The sequence below is a fragment of the Streptomyces sp. NPDC055239 genome (genome assembly GCF_053606205.1).
The window spans coordinates 429,134-452,746 of record NZ_JBSGRD010000003.1 but is presented as its reverse complement, the minus strand read 5'-3'; the positions used below and the strand labels follow the sequence as shown (position 1 = coordinate 452,746).

Below are 23,613 nucleotides of genomic sequence, written 5' to 3'. Positions count from 1 at the left end.
TTGTGAAGCATGCGCATTGCCACCTGGAACGTGAACTCGATCACCGCTCGTCTGCCGAGGCTGCTCGCCTGGCTGGAGAGCAGCGGTACGGATGTGCTGTGCATCCAGGAGACCAAGACCACCGCAGATGGCTTCCCCACCGAGGCGCTGCGCGAGCTCGGGTACGAGTCGGCGGTGAACGCCACAGGACGGTGGAACGGCGTCGCGCTTGTCTCCCGCGTGGGCCTCGATGACGTGACGGTCGGCCTGCCCGGCGGCCCGGAGTACGACGGGGTGCAGGAGCCGCGTGCCATCTCCGCGACCTGCGGTCCCGCACGGGTCTGGTCGGTGTACGTGCCGAACGGCCGCGAGGTGGAGCACGCGCACTACGCGTACAAGCTCCAGTGGTTCGAGGCCCTGAAGGCCGCGGTCGCCGACGACTCCGTGGGCGCGCGGCCGTTCGCGGTGCTCGGGGACTTCAATGTCGCCCCGACCGACGAGGACGTGTGGGACCCCGCCCTGTTCGAGGGCGCCACCCATGTGACCCCCGCCGAGCGCGCGGCCCTCGCGGCGCTGCGGGACGCGGGGCTCTCCGACGTCATGCCGCGGCCTCTCAAGTACGCGCACCCCTTCACGTTCTGGGACTATCGCGAGCTCGGCTTCCCCAAGAACAAGGGCATGCGCATCGACCTGGTGTACGGGAACGAGCCGTTCACGAAGGCGGTGACGGATGCGTACGTCGACCGCGAGGAGCGCAAGGGCAAGGGCGCTTCCGACCACGCCCCGGTCGTGGTGGACCTGGAGCTCTAGGCAGGGGGAGGGGGCAGACCTTCCGGCGTCTGCCCTCTCGCATACCTGCCCCTTCGCAGCCGCTACCGCGGAACCAGCGCCCCCAGATCCACCGACTCCGCCAGGGCGGCGAGCCCCGCGTCCCCGGGATGCAGATGGTCCCCGCTGTCGTACGCGGCGAGGATCCGCGCCGGATTCCCCGGATCCCGCAGCACGGCGTCGAAGTCCAGGACGGCGTCGAAGTCGGCGCCGTCCCGCAGATAGCTGTTGATCTTCATCCGCTCCGCGTCCGCCGCAGCCGTGCACAGGGACTCGCCCTGGCACGGCGCGATCGTCGCCGCGACCACCCGCAGGCCCCGCGCGTGTGCCCGCTCGGCCAGCTCCCGCATACCGGCCGTCACCTGATCCGCCGACGCGCCCCAGCGGACGTCGTTGACGCCCTCGAAGACGACGACCGTACGGGCCGACGTCTGGGCGAACACATCACGGTCCAGGCGGTGCAGCGCACTCACGCCGCCCGTGTCGGTGGAGACGCCGTCGCCGGGATAGCGGTCCGCGATCACGCGATTCGCCGAGATCCCCTGGTTGAGCACCCCGAAGCGCGGGACCTCGTCCTGCTGAAGCAGTCGGGTCGCGAGCACGTTGGGCCAGCGGTGATTCGCGTCCTGCGTCGACTTCACCCCGTCCGTGATGGAGTCGCCGAGCAGCAGCACGGAGCCGGGCCCGCCCGACACATCGACTCCCGTGAGCAGCGGCCAGGTCGAGATCGTGGACGTGTACGCCGCCGGGGAGCCCTCCGCGGCGTGATCGCCGGGGCCGCTCACGTACGAGGTCTGGATGGCCTGGCTGTGGACGGGCGCGGTGGTCACCGTCTCCGGGAGGTGGAAGCTCACCAGGAGGTTCGTGTCCTCGGGCACGTCGAAGTCGAGCGGGTCGCTGAACGCCTGTGCGCCCGCGGGGAGTTGGGTACCGGCCTTGCCCCCGAAGGGCAGTGGCCGCGGCTCGCCCCGCGCCGCCGCCCCTGACTCCTGCACGGCCACCGTCGCGCTTCCGATCCGCACCGGCGCCGAGGCGAACGTGTTGTCGAGCCGGATCCGCACCCGCGGCCCGCCCGTGCTCGTGTGGACGACAAGACGCACGGTCCGGTCGGCCCACGGGCCCACCGCGGTGTACCCGGCCGTCGACGCCGACCAGCTGCCGGTCCACCCCTTCGTCGCCTGCCGCACGGAGAGCGAGAAGATATGCAGATCAGGGGCGCCGGGGTCCTTCGGCAGGGTCACCGAGGCGACCTCGCGCCCGCGCGCCACCGGTACCGTCACGACGTACAGCCGTGCCTTCTCGGCGAGTTGGCCGCCCGGGGTGTTCACATGCGGCAGGGCGACGGCCTTGGTGGCGAGCGGACCCGAGCGCCAGTCGGGCGCCGTCAGGCGGTACGTCCCCTTCGATCCGTCCCGGTAGCGCACCGTCCCCGTGCCGCTCGCCTCGCCGCCCGTGCCCGCGACCAGGAACGCCAGAGCGTCCCCGCGCCCGCGCACCCGCACGGACTGCCCGTCGGCACGGACGTTGTCCGCCCTGCCCGCGCCCGTGCGGGGCCAGGTCAGGCGTGCCCCGTCCACGGCGAGCGAACGCCCCGGAGTCCAGCCCGCCGCCGCCAGGTCCCGCGCGGAGAGCGAGCCGCCCGAACCGTCGAAGTCCGCGTCACCGGGCCGCGCGTCGTCACTGATCGCCCTGTTGTCGAAGAGCCGCTCCAGAGGGAGCGGCCCGGGTCTGTGCGGGGCGGCCTGCGCCGACGCCACGGGTACGACAGTGGCGAGCACCGCGAGTACGGCTGCCGCTCCCCATGAACGCCGGCCTGGACGGTGGAGCATGTAGACCCCCATGGCTGTAGCTGACGTGACGACAGGTGCGCATGAAGCTAAGGAGACCGGAGAGAAGCGTCAATGAGGTGCGCGTGAACATGACCCGAACTCGCCGGGATGCCAGGGTGATCGCGATGGGCGCGGTGGGGCCGTTCGGGTCTGGGCCCTCGCGGCATATGCCCATGCACACGTCGCGCCGTGCATGGCGCGATTCACCTGATTCCGTGATCAACTGATGCAGGATACATTTCTGGAGATACGGACATTCGCGGCCCGGAAGTGGACAGGCGGATGGCAGATGATCTTGTGCGGCCATGCATCTGGCGCGGACAATCAATGGAGAGGCCGATCATGAACATCTCCTTCTTCGGCAGGTGGCGCCGCCAGGAGTCCACCGACCCGGCCTCAGGGCTCGCAGCCGCGTTCGAGGGTGATCCGCAGGGGGTTGCCGAACTCCTCTCCGAATGTGAGCTGCTGCGCTCCCAGGCCGCCGCCGCCGGTCTCGAACTCGACGACTCACCGGCCTCGTTGAGCGCCCTCGACCAGTTGCTGCCGCGCTGGCGCGACGACCCCGAGATGCTGCCCTGGCTCGGCAACGACGCGGGTCTGTACCTCGGTTCGGTCATCGTGCGTACGGTGCCCGGCACCACCTGGCACGTCTGGCCCGGCGGCAGTGCCGTCGTGCGGCTCGCGTCGGGGCGGGAGATCCAGGTGGTGGAGGCGGGCCTCGACTGGGCGGTGCAGGGAGCTCCCGAGCTGTCCCAGGTCTACGCGGAGGCGTCGGAGGCGTAGGGCCTTCCGCCTGGATCAGGATGACGTAACTACAAGTACGGTTAATGCCCATACGTGCGTGTCGTCCAGTAAGTCCCGTTTTCGCGTGGATAGTTTGCGCGGACCGACACCGCCGAGAGTGGGCAGGGCAGGGCATGGCCGTCGATCCGCTGATCGAGCTGCGTGATGTGAACAAGTACTACGGGGAGTTGCATGTCCTCCGGGACATCAACCTCACCGTCGGCAAGGGGGAGGTGGTTGTGGTCATCGGCCCGTCAGGGTCGGGGAAATCAACGCTCTGCAGGACGATCAACCGGCTCGAGACGATCCAGTCGGGAGCCATCGCACTGGACGGGCAGCCGCTTCCGAGCGAGGGCAAGGCACTCGCCACGCTCCGCGCCGACGTCGGCATGGTGTTCCAGTCCTTCAACCTCTTCGCGCACAAGACGGTGCTGCAGAACGTCTCCCTGGCGCCGGTCAAGGTGCGGGGCCGCAAGAAGGACGAGGCCGAGCACCGCTCCCGCGAGCTCCTGGAACGGGTGGGCCTCGCATCGCAGGCCGACAAGTACCCCGCGCAGCTCTCGGGCGGCCAGCAGCAGCGTGTGGCCATCGCACGCGCGCTCGCCATGGAGCCCAAGGTGATGCTCTTCGACGAGCCGACATCGGCCCTCGACCCCGAGATGATCAATGAAGTGCTCGAGGTCATGCAGGGTCTCGCACGCGACGGCATGACCATGGTCGTCGTCACCCACGAGATGGGCTTCGCCCGCTCGGCCGCCAACCGCGTCGTCTTCATGGACGCGGGCCGCGTCGTCGAGGACCGGGCCCCCGAGGAGTTCTTCAGCAACCCGGAGAGCGACCGCGCCAAGGACTTCCTCTCCAAGATCCTCAAGCACTGACGGGGGGCCAGGCATGATGCGTACGACACGTCTGCTCGCGGCGCTCGTCATCGCCGCCTGCGCCGCGACCGCCTGCGGCAAGGAGGGCAGCCCCCCGGTGAAGGGGCCGCAGCCCGACGAACTGCCCAAGTACCAGGTCGCGACGGGATTCACGCTGCCGGACTCCGGCACCTGGAAGAAGGCCAAGAGGCGCGGCCACCTCGTCGTCGGGGCCAAGGAGGACCAGCCGTTCCTCGGCGAGAAGAACCCCGCCACAGGGGCGTACTCCGGCTTCGACATCGAGATCGCCAAGATGGTCTCGGCCTCGCTCGGCCTCGACCCGAAGTCGATCACGTTCAAGACGATCGCGTCGGCGAACCGCGAGACCGCCCTGCAGAACGGGCAGATCGACTACTACGTCGGCACCTACACCGTCAACGACCTCCGCAAGAAGCTCGTCGGCTTCGGCGGCCCCTACTACATGGCAGGGCAGGGGCTGCTCGTGCGCTCCGACGAGGACGACATCAAGGGGCCGCAGGACCTGGACGGCAAGAAGGTCTGCTCGGCGGCGGGTTCGACCCCCTACCAGCGCATCCAGAAGGACTACCCCAAGGCCACACTCATCGCGTACGACACGTACTCGGTCTGCGTCGACAACCTGCTGACCTACCAGGTCGACGCCGTCACCACCGACGACGCGATCCTCATCGGGTACGCGGCCAAGGTGCCCGACGAGCTCAAGGTGGTCGGCAAGCCGTTCTCCGAGGAGCCCTACGGCATCGGCGTCCCCAAGGGCGACACCGCCCTGCGCTTCGCCGTCGACGACGCACTCGCCGCCCGGGAGAAGAACGGCGACTGGAAGAAGGCCTACGACGCCACGCTCGGCCTCTCCGGAGTCCCGGCGCCGAAGCCGCCCGCCATCGACCGCTACCCGGCGAGCTGAGGAGGCGTCGTGGACGTACTGACAGACAACTTCTCCACCTTCGGCAAGGGGTTCGTCGGCACCGTCGAACTCACCGTCTACGCCTCGATCCTGGCCCTCGTGCTCGGCTTCGTGATGGCGTCGTTCCGGGTGGCGCCCGTCGGCTCCTTCCGGGCGTTCGGCACCGCCTGGGTGACGGTCCTGCGCAACACCCCGCTCACGCTGCTCTTCTTCGCGGTGCTGCTCGGGCTCCCGCGCTTCGGACTCGTCCTGCCCTTCAAGGTGTTCGCCGTCCTCGCGCTCGGCTGCTACACCTCCGCCTTCATCTGCGAGGCACTGCGCTCGGGCATCAACACCGTCCCCAAGGGCCAGGGCGAGGCGGCCCGCAGCCTGGGGATGACCTTCGGGCAGACACTGTCCGTGGTGGTGCTCCCGCAGGCCTTCCGGTCCGTCATCCCGCCGGTCGGCTCCACTCTCATCGCACTCGCCAAGAACTCGGCCATCGCGGGCGCGTTCAGCGTCACCGAACTGCTCGGCACGTACAAGACGCTCAGTGAGCTCGGCTACAACATCATCTGGACGTTCGTCTGGATCGCCGTCGGCTACCTGATCATCACCCTCGCCATCAGCGCCGTCTTCAATGTCCTCGAGAAGCGCTGGGGAGTCGCCCGATGAACGCCCTCTCCCACGAATCCACCGCCCTCTACGACGTACCGGGACCGAAGACCGAACGCAGGCACAAGCTCTACGGTCTTCTCTCCACCGTGATCCTGCTCGCCCTGGTCGGCTGGCTGATCTATCTGCTCTTCGACACAGACCAGTTCACCGCGACCAAGTGGACGCCCTTCGAGTACAAGGGCATCCAGGAACTCCTCCTGAAGGGCCTGGGGAACACCCTCAAGGCCTTCGCCATCTCCGCGGTGCTCGCGCTCGCGCTCGGCGGCCTGCTCGCCATGGGGCGGCTCTCCGATCACCGTCCGGTGCGCTGGCTCGCCACGCTCCTCGTGGAGTTCTTCCGCGCGATGCCGGTCCTGGTGATGATCTTCTTCGTCTTCGTGGCGCTGAAGGTCCAGCCGCTGCCGGCCCTGGTCACCGGGCTCACGCTCTACAACGGCTCGGTGCTCGCCGAGGTCTTCCGCTCGGGCGTGAACTCCGTGGAGCGCGGACAGCGGGAGGCGGCGTACGCGCTTGGGATGCGCAAGACGCAGGTGATGACGCACGTCCTCGTACCGCAGGCCGTACGCGCCATGCTGCCCGCCATCATCAGCCAGTTGGTGGTCGCCCTCAAGGACACCTCACTCGGCTATCTGATCACCTATGAGGAGTTCCTCCACGCCGGGAAGCTGATCGCGTCGAACCTCGACTACGATCTACCTTTCATCCCCGTGGTTCTGGTGATCTCGCCGATCTACATCGGGATGTGCATGCTGCTCTCGTGGTTCGCCCAGTGGGTGTCCAGACGACAGCGGCGCAATCCCAAGACCGAGGCCGCGGACGTGGCACCGGCCGAACCAGGGACGCTGCTGCCGGGTCAGCAGTAGCTAAAGGGGCCAGGGCCCGACCCGGCAGCAGCCGGTGATCACTTCTCGCGCAACGGGACCGACACGTATGACGGGTCGGACGCGGGCGAGGAGAAGGTCAGCTGCGCGCCGGACGGGTTGTGCTCGATGTAGAGCGGGTCGACCGTGTCGACCACCAGGGCGAGCTTGTGTCCTGCCGGAACGTCGTAGGCCGTGGAGAACAACTCCAGGTCCACGCCGAACGGCCGGCCGGGAGTCTTGCCGTGGAAGGTGTACGGCGCGTTGCTGACCAGCTTGCCGAGGCCGAGCGGGCCCACGTCGTAGAGGTACGCGACGAGGGTGCCGCTCTCCTTGGTACTGGTGAGCGTGGTGTGCAGTTTCGCCGTCCCGCGCACCTTCTGCGCCGTGTCGTACTTCTCCGACTGCCAGACGCCCGCGTAGCGCCGCGGAAGCAGTGGCACCGAGGCCACCGGCGGGATCTTGAGGAACTGGTCGAGGGCGTTCGAGAGCAGTACGGTGCCGCCGTTGGCGCCCGAGTCGACGTTCGCGCGGATCGTGGTGGAACCCGCCAGGTCGATCTTCTTCTTCGTGGCACCGACGGACTTCCAGTCGGGGTAGCCCTCGTAGCCGCCCGTGGAACGGGACTTGAGCTGGACGGGCTGCTCGTCCTCGACGCCGTTCTTCTCGCCCTTGAGGTAGTGGTCGAACCAGCGCTGGGTGGAGGTCCAGGTGTCGTTGGGAAGGCCGAGCAGGCCGGTCAACTCGGAGGTCGCGTGGTCGCCGGGGCGGAACTCCAGGCGCTTGGGGCCCGTCAACTGCTCGTAGAACTTGGCGTATTGGTTGGGCGGGAAGATGGTGTCGCCCCAGGCGTTGCCCAGCATGACGGCCGCGCCGTTCTTGTTGATCTGGTCGATGTAGGTCGCGGGGGAGCGCTTCTTGCCCCACGCGATCATCTCGTCCTCCTTCTCCAGGTTGGACCCGAGGAAGTCCTTGAGGGTCTGCTGGAGTTCGGGGCCGGGGCGGCCCGTGAGGACACCCGCGCCGCCGAGGAGACCGGCGGCCTGCTGGTGCTGGGTGCGGCCGCTGTAGATCGAGTCGATCAGATCTCCCCAGCCGCTGAGCGCGGCCACGGCCTTGATCCGCTTGTCGTGCCCGGCGGCGAGCAGGCTGATGCCCGCGCCGTACGAGACGCCGCCCATGCCGATCTTCTCCGGGTCGGCCGGGGTGTTCTCCAGGGTCCAGTCGATGACCTTGGACGCGTCGGCGATGTCCTTGGGGCCACCGGTCTCGATCTCGCCGCCGGACTGCCAGAAGCCGCGCGAGTTGTAACTGACCACGACATAGCCGGAGTTCGCGAGCTTCTGCGCCTGGGCGACGTACTCGATCTGCGGCATGGCCCAGCTGGTGGGCAGCACGATCGCGGGGTACTTGTCGCCCGCCTTCGCCCCCTTGGGGGTGAAGACGTTGGCCTTGAGGATCGTGCCGCCGTCACCGTGGATGTCGACGAAGCGCACGTCCGCGGAGCTCGCCGCCGATGGAGCCGCCGCTGGAGCGGTCGCCGGAGCCGCCTGTGCGGACGGGGCTAGGCCGAAGGCGGCGCCGGCGACGAGAGTCGCCGACACGGCGCCCACGGTGGTCGTACGCAGCGCCTTGCGCGGTTGTCCCACGGGTCACTCCTTACTCGTGCAAGCAAAGTGACCCGACGGTAACCTCGGGTGCTTACCGGTGGTAACCCGTCGGTAAGTTACGCGCCGGTAACGATTGTTGAGCGCTTGACCGTCAGTTCAGCGCGCTCTTCGTCTGCCAGTCGGCCCACGAGAGGTTCCACTCGCCGTAGCCGTTGCCCGGGTCGGGGACGCCCTTCGAGCCGCTGCCGGAGATTTCGAAGGGGTCGCCGACCTGGACCTGCCCGTAGAGCCAGGACGCGTCGCCGTCGCTCATGCCGATGCAGCCCGAGCTGTGGTTGGTGTTGCCGAAGTACGAGGCGTTCCAGGGCGCCGCGTGCGCGTACATGCCCGACCAGGTCAGACGCATCGAGTTGTCGACCATCTTGTCGTAGGCGTCGCCGAGGCCGACCGTCTCGGAGCGCATGTTGATCGTGCCCTCCTTGGCCATCAGGACGGACGTGCCGCCCCAGGACGCCTTCTCGCCGCCGGGGGTGCCCGCCGACATCGGCACCGTCCTGACGCTCTGCCCGTCGCGCACGAGCGTCGCCCGCTTGCTGTCCAGGTCGACCTTGACCTTCTGGCTCTTGCCGACGGTGAAGCCGGTCGAGTAGTCGCGGACGAACCAGCCGCCGTCCGTGCCCGAGTCGATGCCGTTGAGCTGGGCGTCGAGCTTCACCTTGGTGCCGGACTTCCAGTAGTCCTTCGGACGCCAGTCGACGCGGTCCTTGCCGTCGTAGTTCTTGATCCAGCCCCAGGATCCGGTGGTGTCGTTCGAGGTCGTCACCTTCAGGTGCTTCTCGACCTCGGCCTTGTTCTTCACCGCGTGGTCGAAGACGACCGACAGGGGCTGCGCGACGCCGACCGTGGTGTCCTTGCCGGGTGTCAGGGAGAGCTTGTTCACCTGCTCCGGGGCGGCCGTCCTGAACGAGGTCCGCGCGCTGCCGCCCTCGTCGGTCGTCGCCTTCACCTTGTACGAGGTGCCGGGCGCCGCCTTGCGGTCCGAGGTCCAGGTGGTGCCGTTCGCGGCGACCTTCCCGGTGAGCTTCGCGCCCTTCGCGTCGGCGACCGTGACCTGCTTCAGCTTGCCGTCGGCCAGCGTCACCTCGACCGGTGAGCCCGCCTCGGCCTGCTTGCCGTGCGGGGTCACGGAGATCTCGGGCTTGTCCGCGGCCAGATCGGCGGCGGCGGACGACGTGCCGCCCGAGCAGGCGGTCAGGGCGGCGGCAAGGGCCGCGAGGCCCGCGGCCGTGGTCGCGGCCCCGGTGCGGCGGGGACGTATGGAGTGGCGGCGACTCGACGAGCTCTGGGACCTCAAGGGAACGTACCTCCGTGCGAATGTGGAACTGCACGGTGAGAGGGCCAAAGGTCCCGGTGGGTTGCCTCTTGCCCCGATTTTGCCGACTAGGTCACAGAAGCGGGTTATGGACCGGCGTGTACGTCGGCGCTCGGTGATCGATCCGCTACTTGGCGCGATGGGTCGCGCGCGGCGGCGTGATCGCGGGGGCCGGGGCCTGGGCGGCGCGGGTGACGTCCCCGACGAGCTCGACGACGTCGGGACCGTACGCCTGGGAGTTGACGACCTTCAGGAGCAGGACGAACGTGTTGGCGCCGTGCTTGCGGGCGAGGCGCACGTGGTGCCGGGCGAGGTAGCGGGTGGCCGCCTGGTTGGTGATCGCGCGCTGGCCGCAGAAGACGAACACGGGTCTCGCCTCCTGGTCCTGCCCCGCCGTGAGCCGCGCGAGGATCACGTACTCCGTGAGGCCGCCCTCCATGCGGTACCGCTCGCTGCCGATCTGGAACGCGCCGCGGTCCGGTCCTGGCTCCGGGTCGGTGTTGACGCGGACGCCGGGCAGCAGGGAGTGCATGTGCGCGGCCATGCGGCGGTTGACCGCCGGGGAGCCCACGCAGAACTCGGTGCGTTCGCCGAAGCTCTGCTGGGCGGCGTCGTGCGCGACGAGCTGGGCGTGCGCCCCGCAGTCCTTGATCAGCGCGGAGAGTTCGAGGAGCGCGGACACGTCGTGGCGTACGACGGTGAGCTCGGGCCCGCCGGCCTCGCGGTTCACCACGAGCAGCGACTCGGAGTTGTCGGGCAGCCCGAAGAAGGCCTGCTTGCGGCGGAGCCCCCGCCGCCAGAGGTAGGTACGGGCGAGCCAGCCCAGCACGGCACCGAGGCCGGCCGCGATCAGGCCGAGGACGATATTGCGCACGTCTTCAGTCATGGGGGCGCATGCTAGCGGTCTTTAGGACCGGTGTTCGAGGTGGTCCTGACGTGGCGGGGGTCGCGAAGTTACGCTGCGCGGACGGTTGTTGACTGGAGGTACGAATGCGTCGTGCTGTCGTACGGAATCTGACGCTATTGGCGGTCGGAGGCGTGTTGGTGTCGGTCGGAGCGGCTGTGCCCGCTTCGTCTCCGCGCTCGGCTGAACCGGCCTCGCCGTCCCCGGAGAAGACGCCGCTGGCCGTCGGCTACGGCGGTGCCGTCTCCAGCGTCGACGCGGACGCGTCGGCCGCCGGGATCGAGGTGCTCAAGAAGGGCGGCAACGCGGTGGACGCGGCGGTCGCCACCGCGGCGGCCCTCGGCGTGACCGAGCCCTACTCCTCGGGTGTCGGGGGCGGCGGGTACTTCGTCCACTACGACGCCAAGACCCACAAGGTGAGCACGGTCGACGGCCGCGAGACGGCCCCGCGCACCGCCGACTCCGGCCTCTTCCTGGAGAACGGCAAGCCGATCCCCTTCGCCGACGCCGTCACCAGCGGCCTGGGCGTGGGCACGCCCGGCACCCCCGCGACCTGGCAGTCCGCGCTCGACGCGTGGGGCAGCAAGCGGCTCGGTACGCTCCTGAAGCCCGCCGAGCGGCTCGCGCGCGACGGATTCACGGTGGACGGGACCTTCCGCTCGCAGACCGAGTCGAACCAGAAGCGGTTCGCCGACTTCCCGGACACGGCCGAGCTCTTCCTGCCCGGCGGCGCGCTGCCCGTGGTCGGCTCGACGTTCAAGAACCCCGATCTCGCGCGTACGTACGCGGAGCTGGGGAGCAAGGGCGTCGGGGCGATGTACCGGGGCGGCATCGGCAAGGACGTCGTACGGACCGTGAACAAGCCGCCCGTCGACCCGGCGTCGGGGCGCGTGGTGCGGCGCGGCGATCTGTCCGCGAAGGACCTGAAGGCCTACGGGGCGAAGCGGCAGGCGCCGACGAAGACCTCGTACCGAGGGCTCGACGTCTACTCGATGGCTCCCTCGTCCTCCGGCGGCACGAGTGTCGGCGAGGCGCTCAACATCCTCGAGCGCACCGACCTCTCGAAGGCCTCGAAGAAGAAGTACCTGCACCGCTACATCGAGGCGAGCCGCGTCGCCTTCGCCGACCGCGGGCGCTGGGTGGGGGACCCCGCCTTCGAGGACGTACCGACGAAGGAACTGCTCTCGCAGAAGTTCGCCGACTCGCGGGAGTGCCTGATCCGCGACGACGCGGTCCTCAAGAGCCCGCTCGCGCCGGGGGACCCGCGGAACCCGGCCGCCTGCAAGTCCGGCGACAAGGCCGCCCCGACCACGTACGAGGGGGAGAACACGACGCACCTCACGGTCGCCGACAAGTGGGGCAACGTCGTCGCCTACACCCTGACCATCGAGTCGACCGGCGGCAGCGCGATCACCGTGCCCGGACGCGGCTTCCTGCTCAACAACGAACTGACCGACTTCTCCTTCGCACCGGCCGACCCGGCCGTGCACGACCCGAACCTGCCGGGTCCGGGCAAGCGGCCCCGGTCCTCGATCGCGCCGACGATCGTCCTGGAGAAGGGGAAGCCGGTGGTCGCCCTCGGCTCACCGGGCGGCGCGACGATCATCACGACGGTCCTGCAGACCCTCACGGGCTTCGTCGACCGGGGTCTTCCGCTCGTCGACGCGATCGCCGCGCCGCGCGCGAGCCAACGCAACGCGGCGCAGACCGAGTTGGAGCCCGGCCTGTGGGACAGCCCGGTGCGGGCCGACCTCGAGGCGATCGGGCACTCCTTCAAGCAGAACCCCGAGATCGGGGCGGCCACCGGAGTGCAGCGGCTGCCGGGCGGCAAGTGGCTCGCCGCGGCGGAGAAGGTACGCCGGGGCGGCGGGTCGGCGATGGTGGTGCGGCCGCAGTAGGAGTAAGGGCCGGGCGGGCCGTGCGGTCCGCCCGGCAGGCACGCTCAGCGCGCCGCGCAGTTCTGCTCCAGCTCGTTGGCCGCCCAGCGGATCGCCCCCTCCGGGTCGTCGTGCAGGTAGCGCAGTGTCGGCAACGCGGCGCGCACCGCCGCCAGTTGGGCGTCGCCTCTGCCGCCGCGGGCCTGGTGGACATCCGCCAGGTCCGCGATGAGGAGGAGCAGTGTGCTGCGGGAGCGGTTGTCCGGGTCCGTCATGAGCTCGACCAGGAAGGGAATGGCCGGGACCGCGGCGGTTGATGCCGCCTCCTTGTGCACGAGGAGGCGGTAGAGGTCGTGGACCGCGTCCACGGCCGTCTGCTTGTGGTCCGACGTCACCTTGCTGATCAGCTCGGGGACCATGTGGCCGGGGCCGCGCGCGGTCCACAGCGCACCCCAGTCGACGCTCTCCAGGCGCAGTTGGAGGTCGCGGTGCGGCCACAGCCTGGCCAGGTCGAGACGGAGTGCGGCCGTGGAGTCCGCGTCGGTCACGCGCAGGGTGCCGTCCGTGTCGAGGCCGAGGAACTTGATGCCGGTGCCCAGGCGGAGATCGGCGACCGCGTCGGATGCCAGGTCCCAGACGCGCACCAGGCCGTCGGCCCAGGCCGCGGCGAGCGCGGGCCCGGTCGGCAGGACCGCGGCGGCGAGTGAGCTGACCGGGGTGCTCCTGCGGGCGAACGGCGTGCGCAGCGGCTTGCGGCGGGTCGACCAGTAGCGGATCACGCCGTGCGCGTCGCCGCTGAGGACCAGACGCGGGCCGCCCCCTTCCGTCTCCAGGCAGGCCACGGAGGTCACCGGGGCGCGGTGCAGGGTGAGAGTGATGGTCTCCGGGTCCTCGTCGTCCGTCTCGCGGACGTGTACGGAGCCTTCCGTGTCACCGGCGACGAGCAGCGTCGGCCCGTGGAGCGAGGCCACCGCCCTGAGCGTGCCCGGGGCTTCGACGAGCGAGGCCGCCGCTCCGGCGACGACGGGCGGCTGCGGGTACTCGCGGGTGAGGACCGTCCACCTGCCACGCGGGTCGGTGTCGCCCGCGGAGAGCGAGACCGGTCCCAAGTCCTCGAGAGGAACGGGGACTTCGGACGGCGGACGTATGTCCTTGTCCGTCCACACGACGCCGAGCGTCCGGGCGACGTCGAGCAGCGCCTCGCGGGTCCGGGCATTGATCACGATCTTGAAGTCGGCACCGGGGCCGCGGCCGTGACGTACGACCGCGTCCGGAGCACCGTACGAGAGCGCGTCGGTGCCCATCTCCTGCCAGGGCAGCAGGCCAAGTTCGCGGTACGAAGCCTCGAGGCGGCGCACGATGCCGGGGTCGGCGTCTACGGTGTCGCGGCCGAACCGCAGCGTCCAGCCGTAGTGCGCCGGCATCCGCTCGAAGGCGAGCTGCATCAGGAACTCGGAGAGCGAGCGGCTCTGCACCACCCACTCGCCGCCGGTGCTCACGACGACCCGGGGGTCGGGGAGTTCGGCATCGGCGGCGAGATAGCCCCACTCGTGGGAGTAGTGGTACTCGGACATGAACACGCACACGCGCGTGTCGCCTTCCCCGTCCATTTCGAGCTCGGAGATCTTGGGCGGCCACTGCGTGTGGACCCAGTACAGGCGGGGGTTGAAGGAGAAGGAGTTGAGTGGCGATTCCCACCATTCGTTGAGCGCCTGGGGGACCGGCAGGTCCCAGTCGACGCCGTGCTCCTCGTTCTCGCCGCCCCAGCGGGAGTGGCCGGGCTCACCGCCCGGGTCCTCGTATCCCCACTCCCGCTGCACCTCGTCGAGCAACGACCATCGGGAGCGCTCCTGTTGGCGCTCGAGCCGGTCCGCGAACTGTCCGTAATCAATGATCTCGTGTGTCACCGAGGCATCGTACGGATGATCTACGTCACGGATGTCTTCGCGGAGTCACAGAGCTGTACGGAGTTACGCCAATTACTGTACCGGTATGAGAATAGGTTTTTGGCCGGGGTTCGGACTAGACTGACGCCATGGTGCGCACCCCCTTGACCCCAGAAGAGCACGAACGCGGCGAGCGGCTCGGCCGGCTGCTGCGTGCTGCGCGCGGTGAGCGGAGCATGGTGGAGGTGGCCGCGAGCGCCGGGCTCTCCGCGGAGACGCTCCGGAAGATCGAGACGGGGCGGGCCCCGACGCCCGCTTTCTTCACCGTGTCGGCGCTGGCGGTGACGCTGGGTCTCTCGCTGGACGAGGTGGCTCAGGCGTGCGTCCTGATGCCGCTCGCCCCCGTGTGAGGGCTGCCGACGTCATGCGTCATGGCGTCGGGGACCACTCGGCGGCGTGCTCGGCGGCGAAGTCCGCGAAGCTGCGGGCCGGCCGGCCGGTGACCCGCTCGACGGTGGGGTCCACCCGGTCCTCGGACCCGTGCGCGATGTCGTCGTCCATGGCGGCGAGCGCGCGGGCGAACGCCTCCGGTATCCCGGCGGCGACGAACCGCTCGTGGAGGTCCGCCACCGGGACGGAGCGATGGCGGATCTCGCGCCCCGAGACCTTGGAGACGGCCTCCGCGATGTCCGCGTAGCTGAGTGCTTGCGGGCCGGTGATCAGGTGTGCCGCGTTGTGCGGCCGCTCGTCCGTCAGGGCCCGTACGGCGACGGCGGCGATGTCGTCCGCGTCGACGAACGCCACCCGCCCCTGCCCGGTGGCCGTCACGATCTCGTCCGCGGCGCGGATGTTCTCGATGTGAGGGTGGCCGGGCGTGACGAAGTTCTGCATGAACCACGAAGGGCGCAACACCGCCCATTCAGGGGCAAGTTGACGCAGTGCGCCGTGTATCTCGCCGGCGCCGGGCCCGCCCTCGGTGAGGGCGGATGAGCTCAGGAGCACGAAGCGGCGCACGCCTGCGTCCAGTGCGCGCTCCAGGAACGGCAGCATGAGGCGGGCGGGCTCGGCGTCCCCGATGGGCGGCACCAGGTAGACGCCGTCCGTGTCCGTGAGGGCGTGGCCGTGGGTGGTGGGGTCGGCCCAGTCGAAGCGGGTCTGATGGGTCCCCGGTGTGGGGGTGCGGCTGCCGGCGCCGACGGACATGCCGTGGTCGGCCAGTGCGGTCGCCACACGGCGGCCTGTGGTGCCGGTGCCGCCGGTGATGAGGAAGCGCATGGTCATCGGGTCTCTCCGGAGTGGGTGGCGCCGACGGGGATGCCGCCGTCGAAGGCGTCTGCGGCAAGGGCGCCGTTCCAGTAGTCGCGAAAGCGTGTGATCCGCCCGTCGTGGACGGTGACGACCTGGATGTACGGCATGTCGAAGGGGCGGCCCGTGGCGACCGCACGGCCTGTGCCGCGCAGCTCGACGACGATGGTCTCCGGGTTGTCGGTGCGGTGGATGGATCGGTCCTCGAAGCTCCGCAGGTCGATGTGGTCGGGGTAGTCGGCCATGTAGTCGCGCACGGCATCGCGGCCCACCAGTCGGCGCGGGGCGCCGGGGAGCGCGAAGGGGAACTCGAAGACTCCGTCCGATGCCCAGAGGGCTACCCAGCCGTCGATGTCCTTGGCGAGGAGGAGGTCGAGGGAGTGGGTGAACACGTCGGTCGCCGAAGAGTGCGGGGTGGGAGGCGTGGGAGTGGGAGGTGCCGCGGGGTGAGTCGTCATGCTCTCGACGTTAACCTGACCCCGGGTCCGTTTACAAGTACCGGACCCCGGGTCGACTTATGCTGGGGTCAGCTCGTCCCGCCCGTACCGCCTATCGAGGAGGAACCATCGCCGCCCGCAAGGAGAGAGCCGACTCCGTCCGCAACAGGGCCGCGCTGCTGGCCGCCGCCACCCGGCTCTTCCGGGACGCCGAGGACCCCGACAGCGTCAAGATGGCCGATATCGCCCAGGCCGCAGGAGCCGGTAAAGGCACGGTCTTCCGGCACTTCTCCGACCGTCTCGGCCTGGTCAGGGCCCTGGTCGTCGAGGAGACCCAGGAGTTGCGCGAGCAAGTCGTGGGCGGGCCGCCGCCGCTGGGTCCCGGCACGCCGGTGGCCGAGCGGCTGCCCGCGCTCATGGCCGCACTCCTCGACCTCAAGTTGAGCCAGCGAGCGCTGATGCTCGCCCTCGACCGGGCGGGGACCGGCAGCCCCTATCTCAATCCGGCCTACGACCTGTGGCACTCCGAAGTGGCCGGGATGCTGGTCGGCGCGCAGGGGCCTGAGGGTGCCGACTACCTCGCGCACGTCCTGCTCGCCGCCGTCCGCAGCGACCTGGTCGAGCATCTGAGCAGCCAGGGGGCGAGTCCCGGACAGTTGCACGCGGGGCTGCGGCGGCTGTGTGCCACGGTTCTCGCCCGTGGTGCGGATGGTGCGGAAGGGGCGGAAGGTGAGGCGTGAGGCGTCGTGGAGTGGCCGGGAAAACTCCGTGTAGTCGTCCCGTAACACGACTGGTGTTATCTTCCGGACCGGAAGTCTCCCTGTCTTCATGGGGCGGTGCTGGCTCGGATGGCGGTAGGACAACTCCCCGATCATGTTCGGGAGTTCGCGAGTTACTTGAAGAACCTCCAGGCGCAGCTGGATCCGGGCGCCGGATGGTGTGGCGTGTTCTGGTCCCGCGACCCCGCGGGGATGCAGGCCTGTCTGGACGGCGCGGAAGTGCCTCCCTGGGACGTGATGGAGGCGTTGCTGCGCGACCTGGCCGCGGGCTGCGGGGCGCAGGCCGCCGAACGCGAGGCGGGCCTCGCGCGGGAGCTGCACGGTGCGTCCCTTGCCGCGTACGACGCGCGGCCCGGTGGGCGCGGGCAGCTCGGTGAGCGCCTCGACATGATGCTCACCGAGCAGCGGTTCGCCGTGGAGCGGCAGACGGAACTGGGCCGCTCGCTCGCGGCGGCGGTCGTGCCGGACGAGGTGGAGCGGCTCAGCCGTGATCTGGCCTGGTCGCGCGACGATCACGAGCGGGCGACGGCGCGGTGCGCGGAACTCCGGGAGCGCATCGAGCGGTTGGACCGGGCGGATCGCCCGCAGTGGGTCGACTTCGGCACTCCGCTGTCGGACGACTTCGCGGGGGAGGAGGTGGACGACTTCGAGGCCCGGACGGCCGGTGGCTTCGACGCGCTCGCGTCGGGCGGCCTCAGGGGCCGGTCGGTGGGGGACTTCGGAGCCGAGGAGTTCTACGACCCCGACGAGCATGAGGCGACCCCGTTCGGGGTGTCGCGCTCCTTCAGGGCGCGGAGTGCGGACGGCTTCGCAGGCGCAGGCGCAGGGATCTCGGGGGCCGCGGGGGGTGACCCCGGCGTTCGCGCGTCGGAACGTGAGCCCCGGACGCGGGAGTTCGGGACGTCCCCGGCCGATCAGAGCGCCTCAGCTCCCGACTCCCGCACGCTCTCCGTCGACTCCGAGCCCGGCTCGAACTCCAGCTCGGCCGACTCCGACTCCGACTCCGACTCAGGTTCCGGCTCAGGACCCGAATCCGCCTCGGACCCCGACGTCACGCCGCAGCCCCGCGACACCCCGCGCGTCCCGAAGCTGGGCCGCAAGTCACGCGACGCGTTCCGCCGCTCGCGCCGCCCCCGAGGGGCCCGTTTCGCGGGATTCTCCGGTGCGGACGACGACGGGGACGAGGACGGGCACGCGACCGGCGCCGTCCCCGAGCCGGACACGGCTGTGCGGCCGCGTGCCGCGAGCAGACCGCGCGGCGCACGGTTCGCGCACGCCGCCGACGGGCCGGACGGCGCCGATGAGGCCGTGAGCCGTGCAGTCGTCGCACCGGACCGCGAGGCCGAGCAGGCCACCGCCGAAACCGTCGCCACCCTGGTGCGTCTCCGCGCCGAGGGCCGCAGCGGCGAGGCGCACGGCGTACTCGTCGAGGCGGCGGGCTGGCCCGCGTCCCGCCTCCCCACGCTCGCCGGTGAGCTGCATCGCGCGGGCCTCGGCGTCGACTGGTCGACGCTGCTCTGGGAGGCCGCATCGCTGCCGCCCGAGCCGCTCGTCTCGCTGGCCGACGCCCTCGCCATGGCCGGCCGCGCCGACGACTGCCGCAAGTTGCTGCGGCAGGGTGTCGCACGGCCCGCCCCGGAGATCGCGCAGGCCGTGCTCGCGCTGATGGACGAGGGACGCGAGCGCGAGGCCCGCGCCCTGCTCGACGCCTATCTCCGCGTCCGCGCCCCCGAGGACGTGGCCATCTGCGCGCACACCGATCCGTACCGCCTGATCCCGCTGCTCCTCCAGGCTGCCCAGGGAGTGTCGGACGAGCGTCACTGGGATCTCGTGCACGCGCTGCGCGTCGCCGGATTCAACGCCTGACGGGCTGGTCTCGTCTGTGCTTTCCTGCCCGGTTCTCGTCCGCTCGGGTGCGAAACATGATCGACTGCGCCGGTTAACGGCGATGGTCTTGCCCCGCCCGGCGACGAGGCTTACGTTTTCTGCTCTACGCATCAAGTCTACGGGCGTAGAAGCTCTCTGACGTCCCGTCGAAGGAGCAGCTCATGGCCAACGTCGTACGCGCCGCACTGGTCCAGGCAACCTGGACAGGCGACACCGAATCCATGATTGCCAAGCACGAGGAGCATGCCCGCGAGGCGGCCCGCCAGGGTGCGAAGATCATCGGTTTCCAGGAAGTGTTCAACGCCCCCTACTTCTGCCAGGTGCAGGAGGCCGAGCACTACCGGTGGGCCGAACCCGTGCCCGACGGGCCCACCGTGACGCGGATGCGGGAACTGGCGCGCGAGACCGGCATGGTCATCGTCGTCCCGGTCTTCGAGGTCGAGCAGTCCGGGTTCTACTTCAACACCGCAGCCGTGATCGACTCCGACGGCTCGTACCTCGGGAAGTACCGCAAGCACCACATCCCCCAGGTCAAGGGATTCTGGGAGAAGTACTACTTCAAGCCGGGCAACGCGGGCTGGCCCGTCTTCGACACGGCGGTCGGCAAGGTCGGCGTCTACATCTGCTACGACCGCCACTTCCCCGAGGGCTGGCGGCAGCTGGGCCTGAACGGCGCCCAGATCGTCTACAACCCCTCGGCGACATCCCGCGGCCTCTCCGCCTACCTCTGGCAGCTCGAACAGCCCGCAGCGGCCGTCGCCAACGAGTACTTCATCGCCGCGATCAACCGCGTGGGCGTCGAGGAGTACGGCGACAACGACTTCTACGGAACGTCGTACTTCGTCGACCCGCGCGGACAGTTCGTCGGCGAGACGGCGAGCGACAAGGCCGAGGAACTCGTCGTCAGGGACCTGGACCTGGGCCTCATCGAGGAAGTACGCCAGCAGTGGGCGTTCTACCGGGACCGCCGCCCCGACGCGTACGAAGGGCTGGTACAGCCGTGAAGGACCTCCACACCCGCCACCGGGCCGTCCTGCCGGAGTGGCTCGCGCTCTACTACGCCGACCCGCTGGAGATCACCCACGGCGAGGGCCGCCACGTCTGGGACGCGAACGGCAAGCAGTACCTCGACTTCTTCGGCGGCATCCTCACCACCATGACCGCCCACGCCCTGCCCGAGGTCACCAAGGCGGTCAGCGAGCAGGCCGGGCGGATCATCCACTCGTCCACGCTCTATCTCAACCGGCCGATGATCGACCTCGCCGAGCGGGTCGCGGGCCTCTCCGGCATCCCGGACGCCCGCGTCTTCTTCACCACGTCGGGGACCGAGGCCAACGACACGGCCCTGCTCCTGGCCACCACGCACCGCCGCTCCAACCAGATCCTGGCGATGCGCAACAGCTACCACGGCCGCTCCTTCACGGCCGTCGGCATCACCGGCAACAACGCCTGGTCGCCGACCAGCCTCTCGCCGCTCCAGACGCTGTACGTCCACGGGGGCGTGCGCAGCCGAGGGCCGTACGCGGCACTGAGCGACGCCGAGTTCATCGAGGCCTGCGTCGCCGATCTGAAGGACATGCTCGGCCAGACGCGCGGGGGAGTGGCGGCGCTGATCGCCGAGCCCGTCCAGGGGGTCGGCGGCTTCACCTCGCCTCCGGACGGTCTGTACGCCGCCTTCCGCGAGGTCCTGCGGGAGCACGGCGTCCTGTGGATCTCGGACGAGGTGCAGACCGGCTGGGGGCGCACGGGCGACCACTTCTGGGGCTGGCAGGCGCATGCCGCCGAGGGGCCGCCGGACATCCTCACCTTCGCCAAGGGGATCGGCAACGGCATGTCCATCGGCGGCGTCGTGGCGAGCGCCGAGGTCATGAACTCCCTCGACTCCAACTCCATCTCCACCTTCGGCGGCTCACCGGTCACCATGGCGGCGGGCCTCGCCAACCTCACGTATCTCCTGGAACACGATCTCCAGGGCAACGCGCGGCGCGTCGGCGGTCTGCTCATCGAGCGGCTGCGCGCCATCTGCGCCCAGCTCCCCGTCGTACGCGAAGTGCGCGGCCGGGGCCTGATGATCGGTGTCGATCTTGTCGACCCCGAGACGGGCGGGGCCAATCCGCGGGCGGCCGCCGCCGTGCTCGAAGCGGCCCGCGAAGGCGGACTCCTGATCGGCAAGGGCGGCGGCCACGACACCAGCGTCCTGCGCATCGCCCCGCCCCTCTCGCTGACCGTCACGGAGGCGGAAGAAGGGGCGTCGATCCTCGAACAGGCCCTGCGGAGCGCCTAGTTCACGAGCCTGCCAACAGGAACGTACGAGCATGAAACGTACGAGCATGAAAGGGAGCGCCCCATCATGAGTACCCGCACCCTGATCCGTGGCGGACTCGTCGTCACCGCCGCCGAAGAGATCCATGCCGATGTGCTGATCGAGGACGGCCGGATCGCCGCGCTCGCCGCACACGGCTCGGGCGCCGCACAGGCGTGGACCGCTGACCGCGTCTTCGACGCCTCCCACAAGTACGTGATTCCGGGGGGAGTCGACGCGCACACGCACATGGACTTCCCGTTCGGCGGCACGTTCTCCTCCGACGACTTCGAGACGGGCACCCGGGCCGCGGCCTGGGGCGGCACCACCACGATCGTGGACTTCGCGGTGCAGAGCCGGGGGCAGGCGCTGCGCGCGGGCCTCGACACCTGGTACGCCAAGGCGGACGGCAAGTGCGCGATCGACTACGGCTTCCACATGATCCTCTCGGACGTCAACGAGAAGTCCCTGAAGGAGATGGACCTCCTCATCGAGGAAGGGGTCAGCTCGTTCAAGCTCTTCACCGCGTATCCGGGCGTCTTCTTCAGTGACGACGGGCAGATCCTGCGGGCGATGCAGAAGGCCGCGGGCAACGGCGGCCTGATCATGACGCACGCGGAGAACGGGCTCGCCATCGATGTCCTGGTGGAGCAGGCCCTCGCCCGGGGCGAGACGGACCCGCGCTACCACGGAGAGGTGCGCAAGGCGCTCCTGGAGGCGGAGGCGACGCACCGGGTGATCAAGCTCGCCCAGGTGGCCGGTGCGCCGGTGTACGTGGTGCATGTCTCGGCACAGGAGGCCGTGGCCGAGCTCGCCAAGGCCCGCGACGAGGGTCTGCCGGTGTTCGGTGAGACATGTCCGCAGTATCTGTTCCTGTCCACGGACAACCTCGCGGAGCCCGACTTCGAGGGTTCCAAGTACGTCTGCTCGACACCGCTGCGGCCACGCGAGCACCAGGCAGCGCTCTGGCGAGGGCTTCGCACGAACGACCTCCAGGTGGTGTCGACCGACCACTGCCCGTTCTGCTTCGTGGGGCAGAAGGAGCTGGGCCGCGGCGACTTCTCCAAGATCCCGAACGGCCTGCCGGGTGTCGAGAACCGCATGGACCTTCTCCACCAGGCCGTGGTCGACGGACACATCAGCCGTCGGCGCTGGATCGAGATCGCCTGCGCGAGCCCGGCCCGGATGTTCGGCCTGTACGGCAAGAAGGGCACGATCGCGCCGGGCGCGGACGCCGACGTCGTCATCTACGACCCGGCCGCCGAGCAGGTCATGTCGGCGGACACCCACCACATGAACGTGGACTACTCCGCGTACGAGGGAAAGCACGTCACCGGCCAGGTGGAGACGGTCCTCTCGCGGGGCGAAGTGGTCATCGACGGGCGGAAGTTCACCGGCCGGGCCGGGCACGGCGCCTATGTCCCGCGCGGCACCACCCAGTACCTCGGTTAGTGACACGCAGTACCTCGGTCAGAGAGGCGACGCACACCATGGACTTCGGACTCGTCCTGCAGACCGACCCGCCGGCCGCGCAGGTCATCAGCCTGATGAAGCGGGCCGAGCGCAACGGATTCGGCTACGGTTGGACCTTCGACTCGGCGGTGCTCTGGCAGGAGCCCTTCGTCATCTACAGCCAGATCCTGGCCCACACCGACCGGCTGATCGTCGGCCCGATGGTCACCAACCCGGGCACCCGCACCTGGGAGGTGACGGCCTCCACGTTCGCCACGCTCAACGACATGTACGGCAACCGCACCGTGTGCGGCATCGGCCGCGGCGACAGCGCGATGCGGGTGGCGGGCCGTACGCCCAACACCCTCGCCCGGATCAGCGAGTCGATGAAGGTCATCCGCTCGCTGGCATCGGGCGAGGAAGCGGACCTGGGCGGCACCACGATCCGCTTCCCGTGGATCGGCCCCGACGCCCAGCTCCCGGTCTGGATGGCCGCGTACGGACCCAAGGCGCTGAAGATGGCGGGTGAGGAGGCCGACGGCTTCATCCTCCAGCTGGCCGACCCGTATCTCACGGAGTCGATGGTGAAAGCGGTCCGGGACGCGGCCAAGGCGGCGGGCCGCGACCCGGCGTCGGTGAAGATCTGCGTCGCGGCCCCCGCGTACCTGACGGAGGACGACTCACCGGCGTCCTTGGCGCACGCCCGCGAGCAGTGCCGCTGGTTCGGCGGGATGGTCGGCAACCACGTGGCCGACCTGGTGGCGAAGTACGGCGAACACTCGGACCTGGTCCCCGAGGCCCTGACCGAGTACATCAAGGCCCGCGAGGGCTACGACTACTCCCACCACGGCCGCGCCGACAACCCCGACACGGCCTTCGTCCCCGACGACATCGTGGACCGCTTCTGCGTCATCGGCACGGCCGAGCAACACATCACGAAACTGAGGGAGTTGAAGCTGCTGGGAGTGGATCAGTTCGCGCTGTACGCGATGCATGACGCCCGCGAGGACGTCATCGACGGATACGGCACCACCGTCATCCCGGCCCTGCGGGGCTGATGCCCCTC

At 69.7% G+C, this 23,613-nt stretch carries 21 protein-coding genes; 14 read left to right on the top strand and 7 right to left on the bottom strand.

The genetic code is table 11. From position 1 onward, the window contains the following. The first annotated feature begins 9 nt into the window (after positions 1–9). Entirely contained in the window at positions 10–789 is a 780-nt protein-coding gene (locus ACWFRJ_RS12935; RefSeq protein ID WP_453528273.1) for an exodeoxyribonuclease III, read from the top strand. 62 nt (positions 790–851) lie between these two features. Here the strand turns inward: ACWFRJ_RS12935 and ACWFRJ_RS12930 are convergent, their stop codons facing one another. Continuing rightward, a complete protein-coding gene (locus ACWFRJ_RS12930; RefSeq protein ID WP_453528270.1) occupies positions 852–2,636 on the bottom strand; it encodes an SGNH/GDSL hydrolase family protein in 1,785 nt (594 codons plus the stop codon). Positions 2,637–2,978: 342 nt separating this feature from the next. Here ACWFRJ_RS12930 and ACWFRJ_RS12925 point away from each other — a divergent pair, with 342 nt between their 5' ends. The 5 genes from ACWFRJ_RS12925 to ACWFRJ_RS12905 all read left to right on the top strand — a co-directional run bounded on the left by ACWFRJ_RS12925 (position 2,979) and on the right by ACWFRJ_RS12905 (position 6,739). Further along, complete coding sequence (locus tag ACWFRJ_RS12925; RefSeq protein ID WP_453528267.1) at positions 2,979–3,419, top strand: DUF6278 family protein; 441 nt, start codon at positions 2,979–2,981, stop codon at positions 3,417–3,419. Between the two features lie 134 nt (positions 3,420–3,553). Next, a complete protein-coding gene (locus tag ACWFRJ_RS12920; RefSeq protein ID WP_453528264.1) occupies positions 3,554–4,297 on the top strand; it encodes an amino acid ABC transporter ATP-binding protein in 744 nt (247 codons plus the stop codon). Positions 4,298–4,313: 16 nt separating this feature from the next. After that, positions 4,314–5,219 (top strand): glutamate ABC transporter substrate-binding protein, encoded by a 906-nt coding sequence (locus ACWFRJ_RS12915; protein ID WP_453529615.1) that lies wholly within the window; start codon positions 4,314–4,316, stop codon positions 5,217–5,219. 9 nt (positions 5,220–5,228) lie between these two features. After that, positions 5,229–5,873: an amino acid ABC transporter permease gene (locus ACWFRJ_RS12910; RefSeq protein WP_453528261.1), complete on the top strand. Its 645-nt coding sequence runs from the start codon at positions 5,229–5,231 to the stop codon at positions 5,871–5,873. Next, a complete protein-coding gene (locus tag ACWFRJ_RS12905; protein WP_453528258.1) occupies positions 5,870–6,739 on the top strand; it encodes an amino acid ABC transporter permease in 870 nt (289 codons plus the stop codon). The genes ACWFRJ_RS12910 and ACWFRJ_RS12905 overlap by 4 nt, the downstream gene beginning before the upstream one ends. Before the next feature lie 38 nt (positions 6,740–6,777). Here ACWFRJ_RS12905 and ACWFRJ_RS12900 read toward each other — a convergent pair whose 3' ends face one another. The 3 genes from ACWFRJ_RS12900 to ACWFRJ_RS12890 all read right to left on the bottom strand — a co-directional run bounded on the left by ACWFRJ_RS12900 (position 6,778) and on the right by ACWFRJ_RS12890 (position 10,604). Beyond that, complete coding sequence (locus ACWFRJ_RS12900; RefSeq protein ID WP_453528255.1) at positions 6,778–8,385, bottom strand: alpha/beta fold hydrolase; 1,608 nt, start codon at positions 8,383–8,385, stop codon at positions 6,778–6,780. 112 nt (positions 8,386–8,497) lie between these two features. Next, positions 8,498–9,700 carry an Ig-like domain-containing protein gene (locus ACWFRJ_RS12895; protein WP_453528252.1) on the bottom strand — a complete coding sequence of 401 codons (1,203 nt, stop codon included), beginning with the start codon at positions 9,698–9,700 and terminating at the stop codon, positions 8,498–8,500. Positions 9,701–9,845: 145 nt separating this feature from the next. Next, positions 9,846–10,604, bottom strand: a complete 759-nt coding sequence (locus tag ACWFRJ_RS12890; protein WP_453528250.1) for a hypothetical protein — start codon at positions 10,602–10,604, stop codon at positions 9,846–9,848. A gap of 104 nt (positions 10,605–10,708) precedes the next feature. On the opposite strand from ACWFRJ_RS12890, the gene ggt reads away from it, so the two are divergent. Beyond that, a complete protein-coding gene (ggt, locus tag ACWFRJ_RS12885) occupies positions 10,709–12,520 on the top strand; it encodes a gamma-glutamyltransferase (protein ID WP_453528247.1) in 1,812 nt (603 codons plus the stop codon). A 44-nt stretch (positions 12,521–12,564) separates the two neighbouring features. Here ggt and ACWFRJ_RS12880 read toward each other — a convergent pair whose 3' ends face one another. Further along, positions 12,565–14,406, bottom strand: coding sequence for a WD40 repeat domain-containing protein (locus ACWFRJ_RS12880; RefSeq protein ID WP_453528244.1), 1,842 nt, complete (start codon positions 14,404–14,406; stop codon positions 12,565–12,567). A 128-nt stretch (positions 14,407–14,534) separates the two neighbouring features. On the opposite strand from ACWFRJ_RS12880, the gene ACWFRJ_RS12875 reads away from it, so the two are divergent. Next, positions 14,535–14,795, top strand: a complete 261-nt coding sequence (locus ACWFRJ_RS12875; protein ID WP_389900916.1) for a helix-turn-helix domain-containing protein — start codon at positions 14,535–14,537, stop codon at positions 14,793–14,795. A gap of 19 nt (positions 14,796–14,814) precedes the next feature. Here the strand turns inward: ACWFRJ_RS12875 and ACWFRJ_RS12870 are convergent, their stop codons facing one another. Next, a complete protein-coding gene (locus tag ACWFRJ_RS12870; RefSeq protein WP_453528241.1) occupies positions 14,815–15,666 on the bottom strand; it encodes an NmrA family NAD(P)-binding protein in 852 nt (283 codons plus the stop codon). After that, positions 15,663–16,148: a nuclear transport factor 2 family protein gene (locus ACWFRJ_RS12865; RefSeq protein ID WP_453528238.1), complete on the bottom strand. Its 486-nt coding sequence runs from the start codon at positions 16,146–16,148 to the stop codon at positions 15,663–15,665. Before ACWFRJ_RS12865 ends, ACWFRJ_RS12870 begins: the two co-directional genes overlap by 4 nt. Positions 16,149–16,207: 59 nt before the next feature. Between ACWFRJ_RS12865 and ACWFRJ_RS12860 the strand changes: the two genes are divergently transcribed. From ACWFRJ_RS12860 to ACWFRJ_RS12835, 6 genes are all read left to right on the top strand, one after another. Continuing rightward, a complete protein-coding gene (locus ACWFRJ_RS12860; RefSeq protein ID WP_453528235.1) occupies positions 16,208–16,867 on the top strand; it encodes a TetR/AcrR family transcriptional regulator in 660 nt (219 codons plus the stop codon). Between the two features lie 108 nt (positions 16,868–16,975). Beyond that, positions 16,976–18,772, top strand: coding sequence for a hypothetical protein (locus ACWFRJ_RS12855; RefSeq protein ID WP_453528233.1), 1,797 nt, complete (start codon positions 16,976–16,978; stop codon positions 18,770–18,772). A 182-nt stretch (positions 18,773–18,954) separates the two neighbouring features. Further along, entirely contained in the window at positions 18,955–19,797 is an 843-nt protein-coding gene (locus tag ACWFRJ_RS12850; RefSeq protein WP_453528230.1) for a nitrilase-related carbon-nitrogen hydrolase, read from the top strand. Further along, a complete protein-coding gene (locus ACWFRJ_RS12845; protein ID WP_453528227.1) occupies positions 19,794–21,077 on the top strand; it encodes an aspartate aminotransferase family protein in 1,284 nt (427 codons plus the stop codon). The genes ACWFRJ_RS12850 and ACWFRJ_RS12845 overlap by 4 nt, the downstream gene beginning before the upstream one ends. A 66-nt stretch (positions 21,078–21,143) precedes the next feature. Next, positions 21,144–22,547: a dihydropyrimidinase gene (hydA, locus tag ACWFRJ_RS12840; protein WP_453528225.1), complete on the top strand. Its 1,404-nt coding sequence runs from the start codon at positions 21,144–21,146 to the stop codon at positions 22,545–22,547. Between the two features lie 38 nt (positions 22,548–22,585). Continuing rightward, positions 22,586–23,605 carry a TIGR03842 family LLM class F420-dependent oxidoreductase gene (locus tag ACWFRJ_RS12835; RefSeq protein WP_453528222.1) on the top strand — a complete coding sequence of 340 codons (1,020 nt, stop codon included), beginning with the start codon at positions 22,586–22,588 and terminating at the stop codon, positions 23,603–23,605. The last annotated feature ends 8 nt before the right edge of the window (positions 23,606–23,613 follow it).

Excerpts from the sequence above, each read along its gene's own strand:
- hydA (WP_453528225.1), top strand. The coding sequence starts at position 21,144 with ATGAGTACCCGCACCCTGATCCGTGGCGGACTCGTCGTCACCGCCGCC.
- ACWFRJ_RS12890 (WP_453528250.1), bottom strand. The coding sequence starts at position 10,604 with ATGACTGAAGACGTGCGCAATATCGTCCTCGGCCTGATCGCGGCCGGC.
- ACWFRJ_RS12875 (WP_389900916.1), top strand. The coding sequence starts at position 14,535 with ATGGTGCGCACCCCCTTGACCCCAGAAGAGCACGAACGCGGCGAGCGG.
- ACWFRJ_RS12920 (WP_453528264.1), top strand. The coding sequence starts at position 3,554 with ATGGCCGTCGATCCGCTGATCGAGCTGCGTGATGTGAACAAGTACTAC.
- ACWFRJ_RS12935 (WP_453528273.1), top strand. The coding sequence starts at position 10 with ATGCGCATTGCCACCTGGAACGTGAACTCGATCACCGCTCGTCTGCCG.
- ACWFRJ_RS12850 (WP_453528230.1), top strand. The coding sequence starts at position 18,955 with ATGGCCAACGTCGTACGCGCCGCACTGGTCCAGGCAACCTGGACAGGC.
- ACWFRJ_RS12905 (WP_453528258.1), top strand. The coding sequence starts at position 5,870 with ATGAACGCCCTCTCCCACGAATCCACCGCCCTCTACGACGTACCGGGA.
- ACWFRJ_RS12865 (WP_453528238.1), bottom strand. The coding sequence starts at position 16,148 with ATGACGACTCACCCCGCGGCACCTCCCACTCCCACGCCTCCCACCCCG.
- ACWFRJ_RS12915 (WP_453529615.1), top strand. The coding sequence starts at position 4,314 with ATGCGTACGACACGTCTGCTCGCGGCGCTCGTCATCGCCGCCTGCGCC.
- ACWFRJ_RS12860 (WP_453528235.1), top strand. The coding sequence starts at position 16,208 with ATGCTGGGGTCAGCTCGTCCCGCCCGTACCGCCTATCGAGGAGGAACC.
- ACWFRJ_RS12835 (WP_453528222.1), top strand. The coding sequence starts at position 22,586 with ATGGACTTCGGACTCGTCCTGCAGACCGACCCGCCGGCCGCGCAGGTC.
- ACWFRJ_RS12925 (WP_453528267.1), top strand. The coding sequence starts at position 2,979 with ATGAACATCTCCTTCTTCGGCAGGTGGCGCCGCCAGGAGTCCACCGAC.
- ACWFRJ_RS12930 (WP_453528270.1), bottom strand. The coding sequence starts at position 2,636 with ATGCTCCACCGTCCAGGCCGGCGTTCATGGGGAGCGGCAGCCGTACTC.
- ACWFRJ_RS12855 (WP_453528233.1), top strand. The coding sequence starts at position 16,976 with ATGGCGGTAGGACAACTCCCCGATCATGTTCGGGAGTTCGCGAGTTAC.
- ggt (WP_453528247.1), top strand. The coding sequence starts at position 10,709 with ATGCGTCGTGCTGTCGTACGGAATCTGACGCTATTGGCGGTCGGAGGC.
- ACWFRJ_RS12870 (WP_453528241.1), bottom strand. The coding sequence starts at position 15,666 with ATGACCATGCGCTTCCTCATCACCGGCGGCACCGGCACCACAGGCCGC.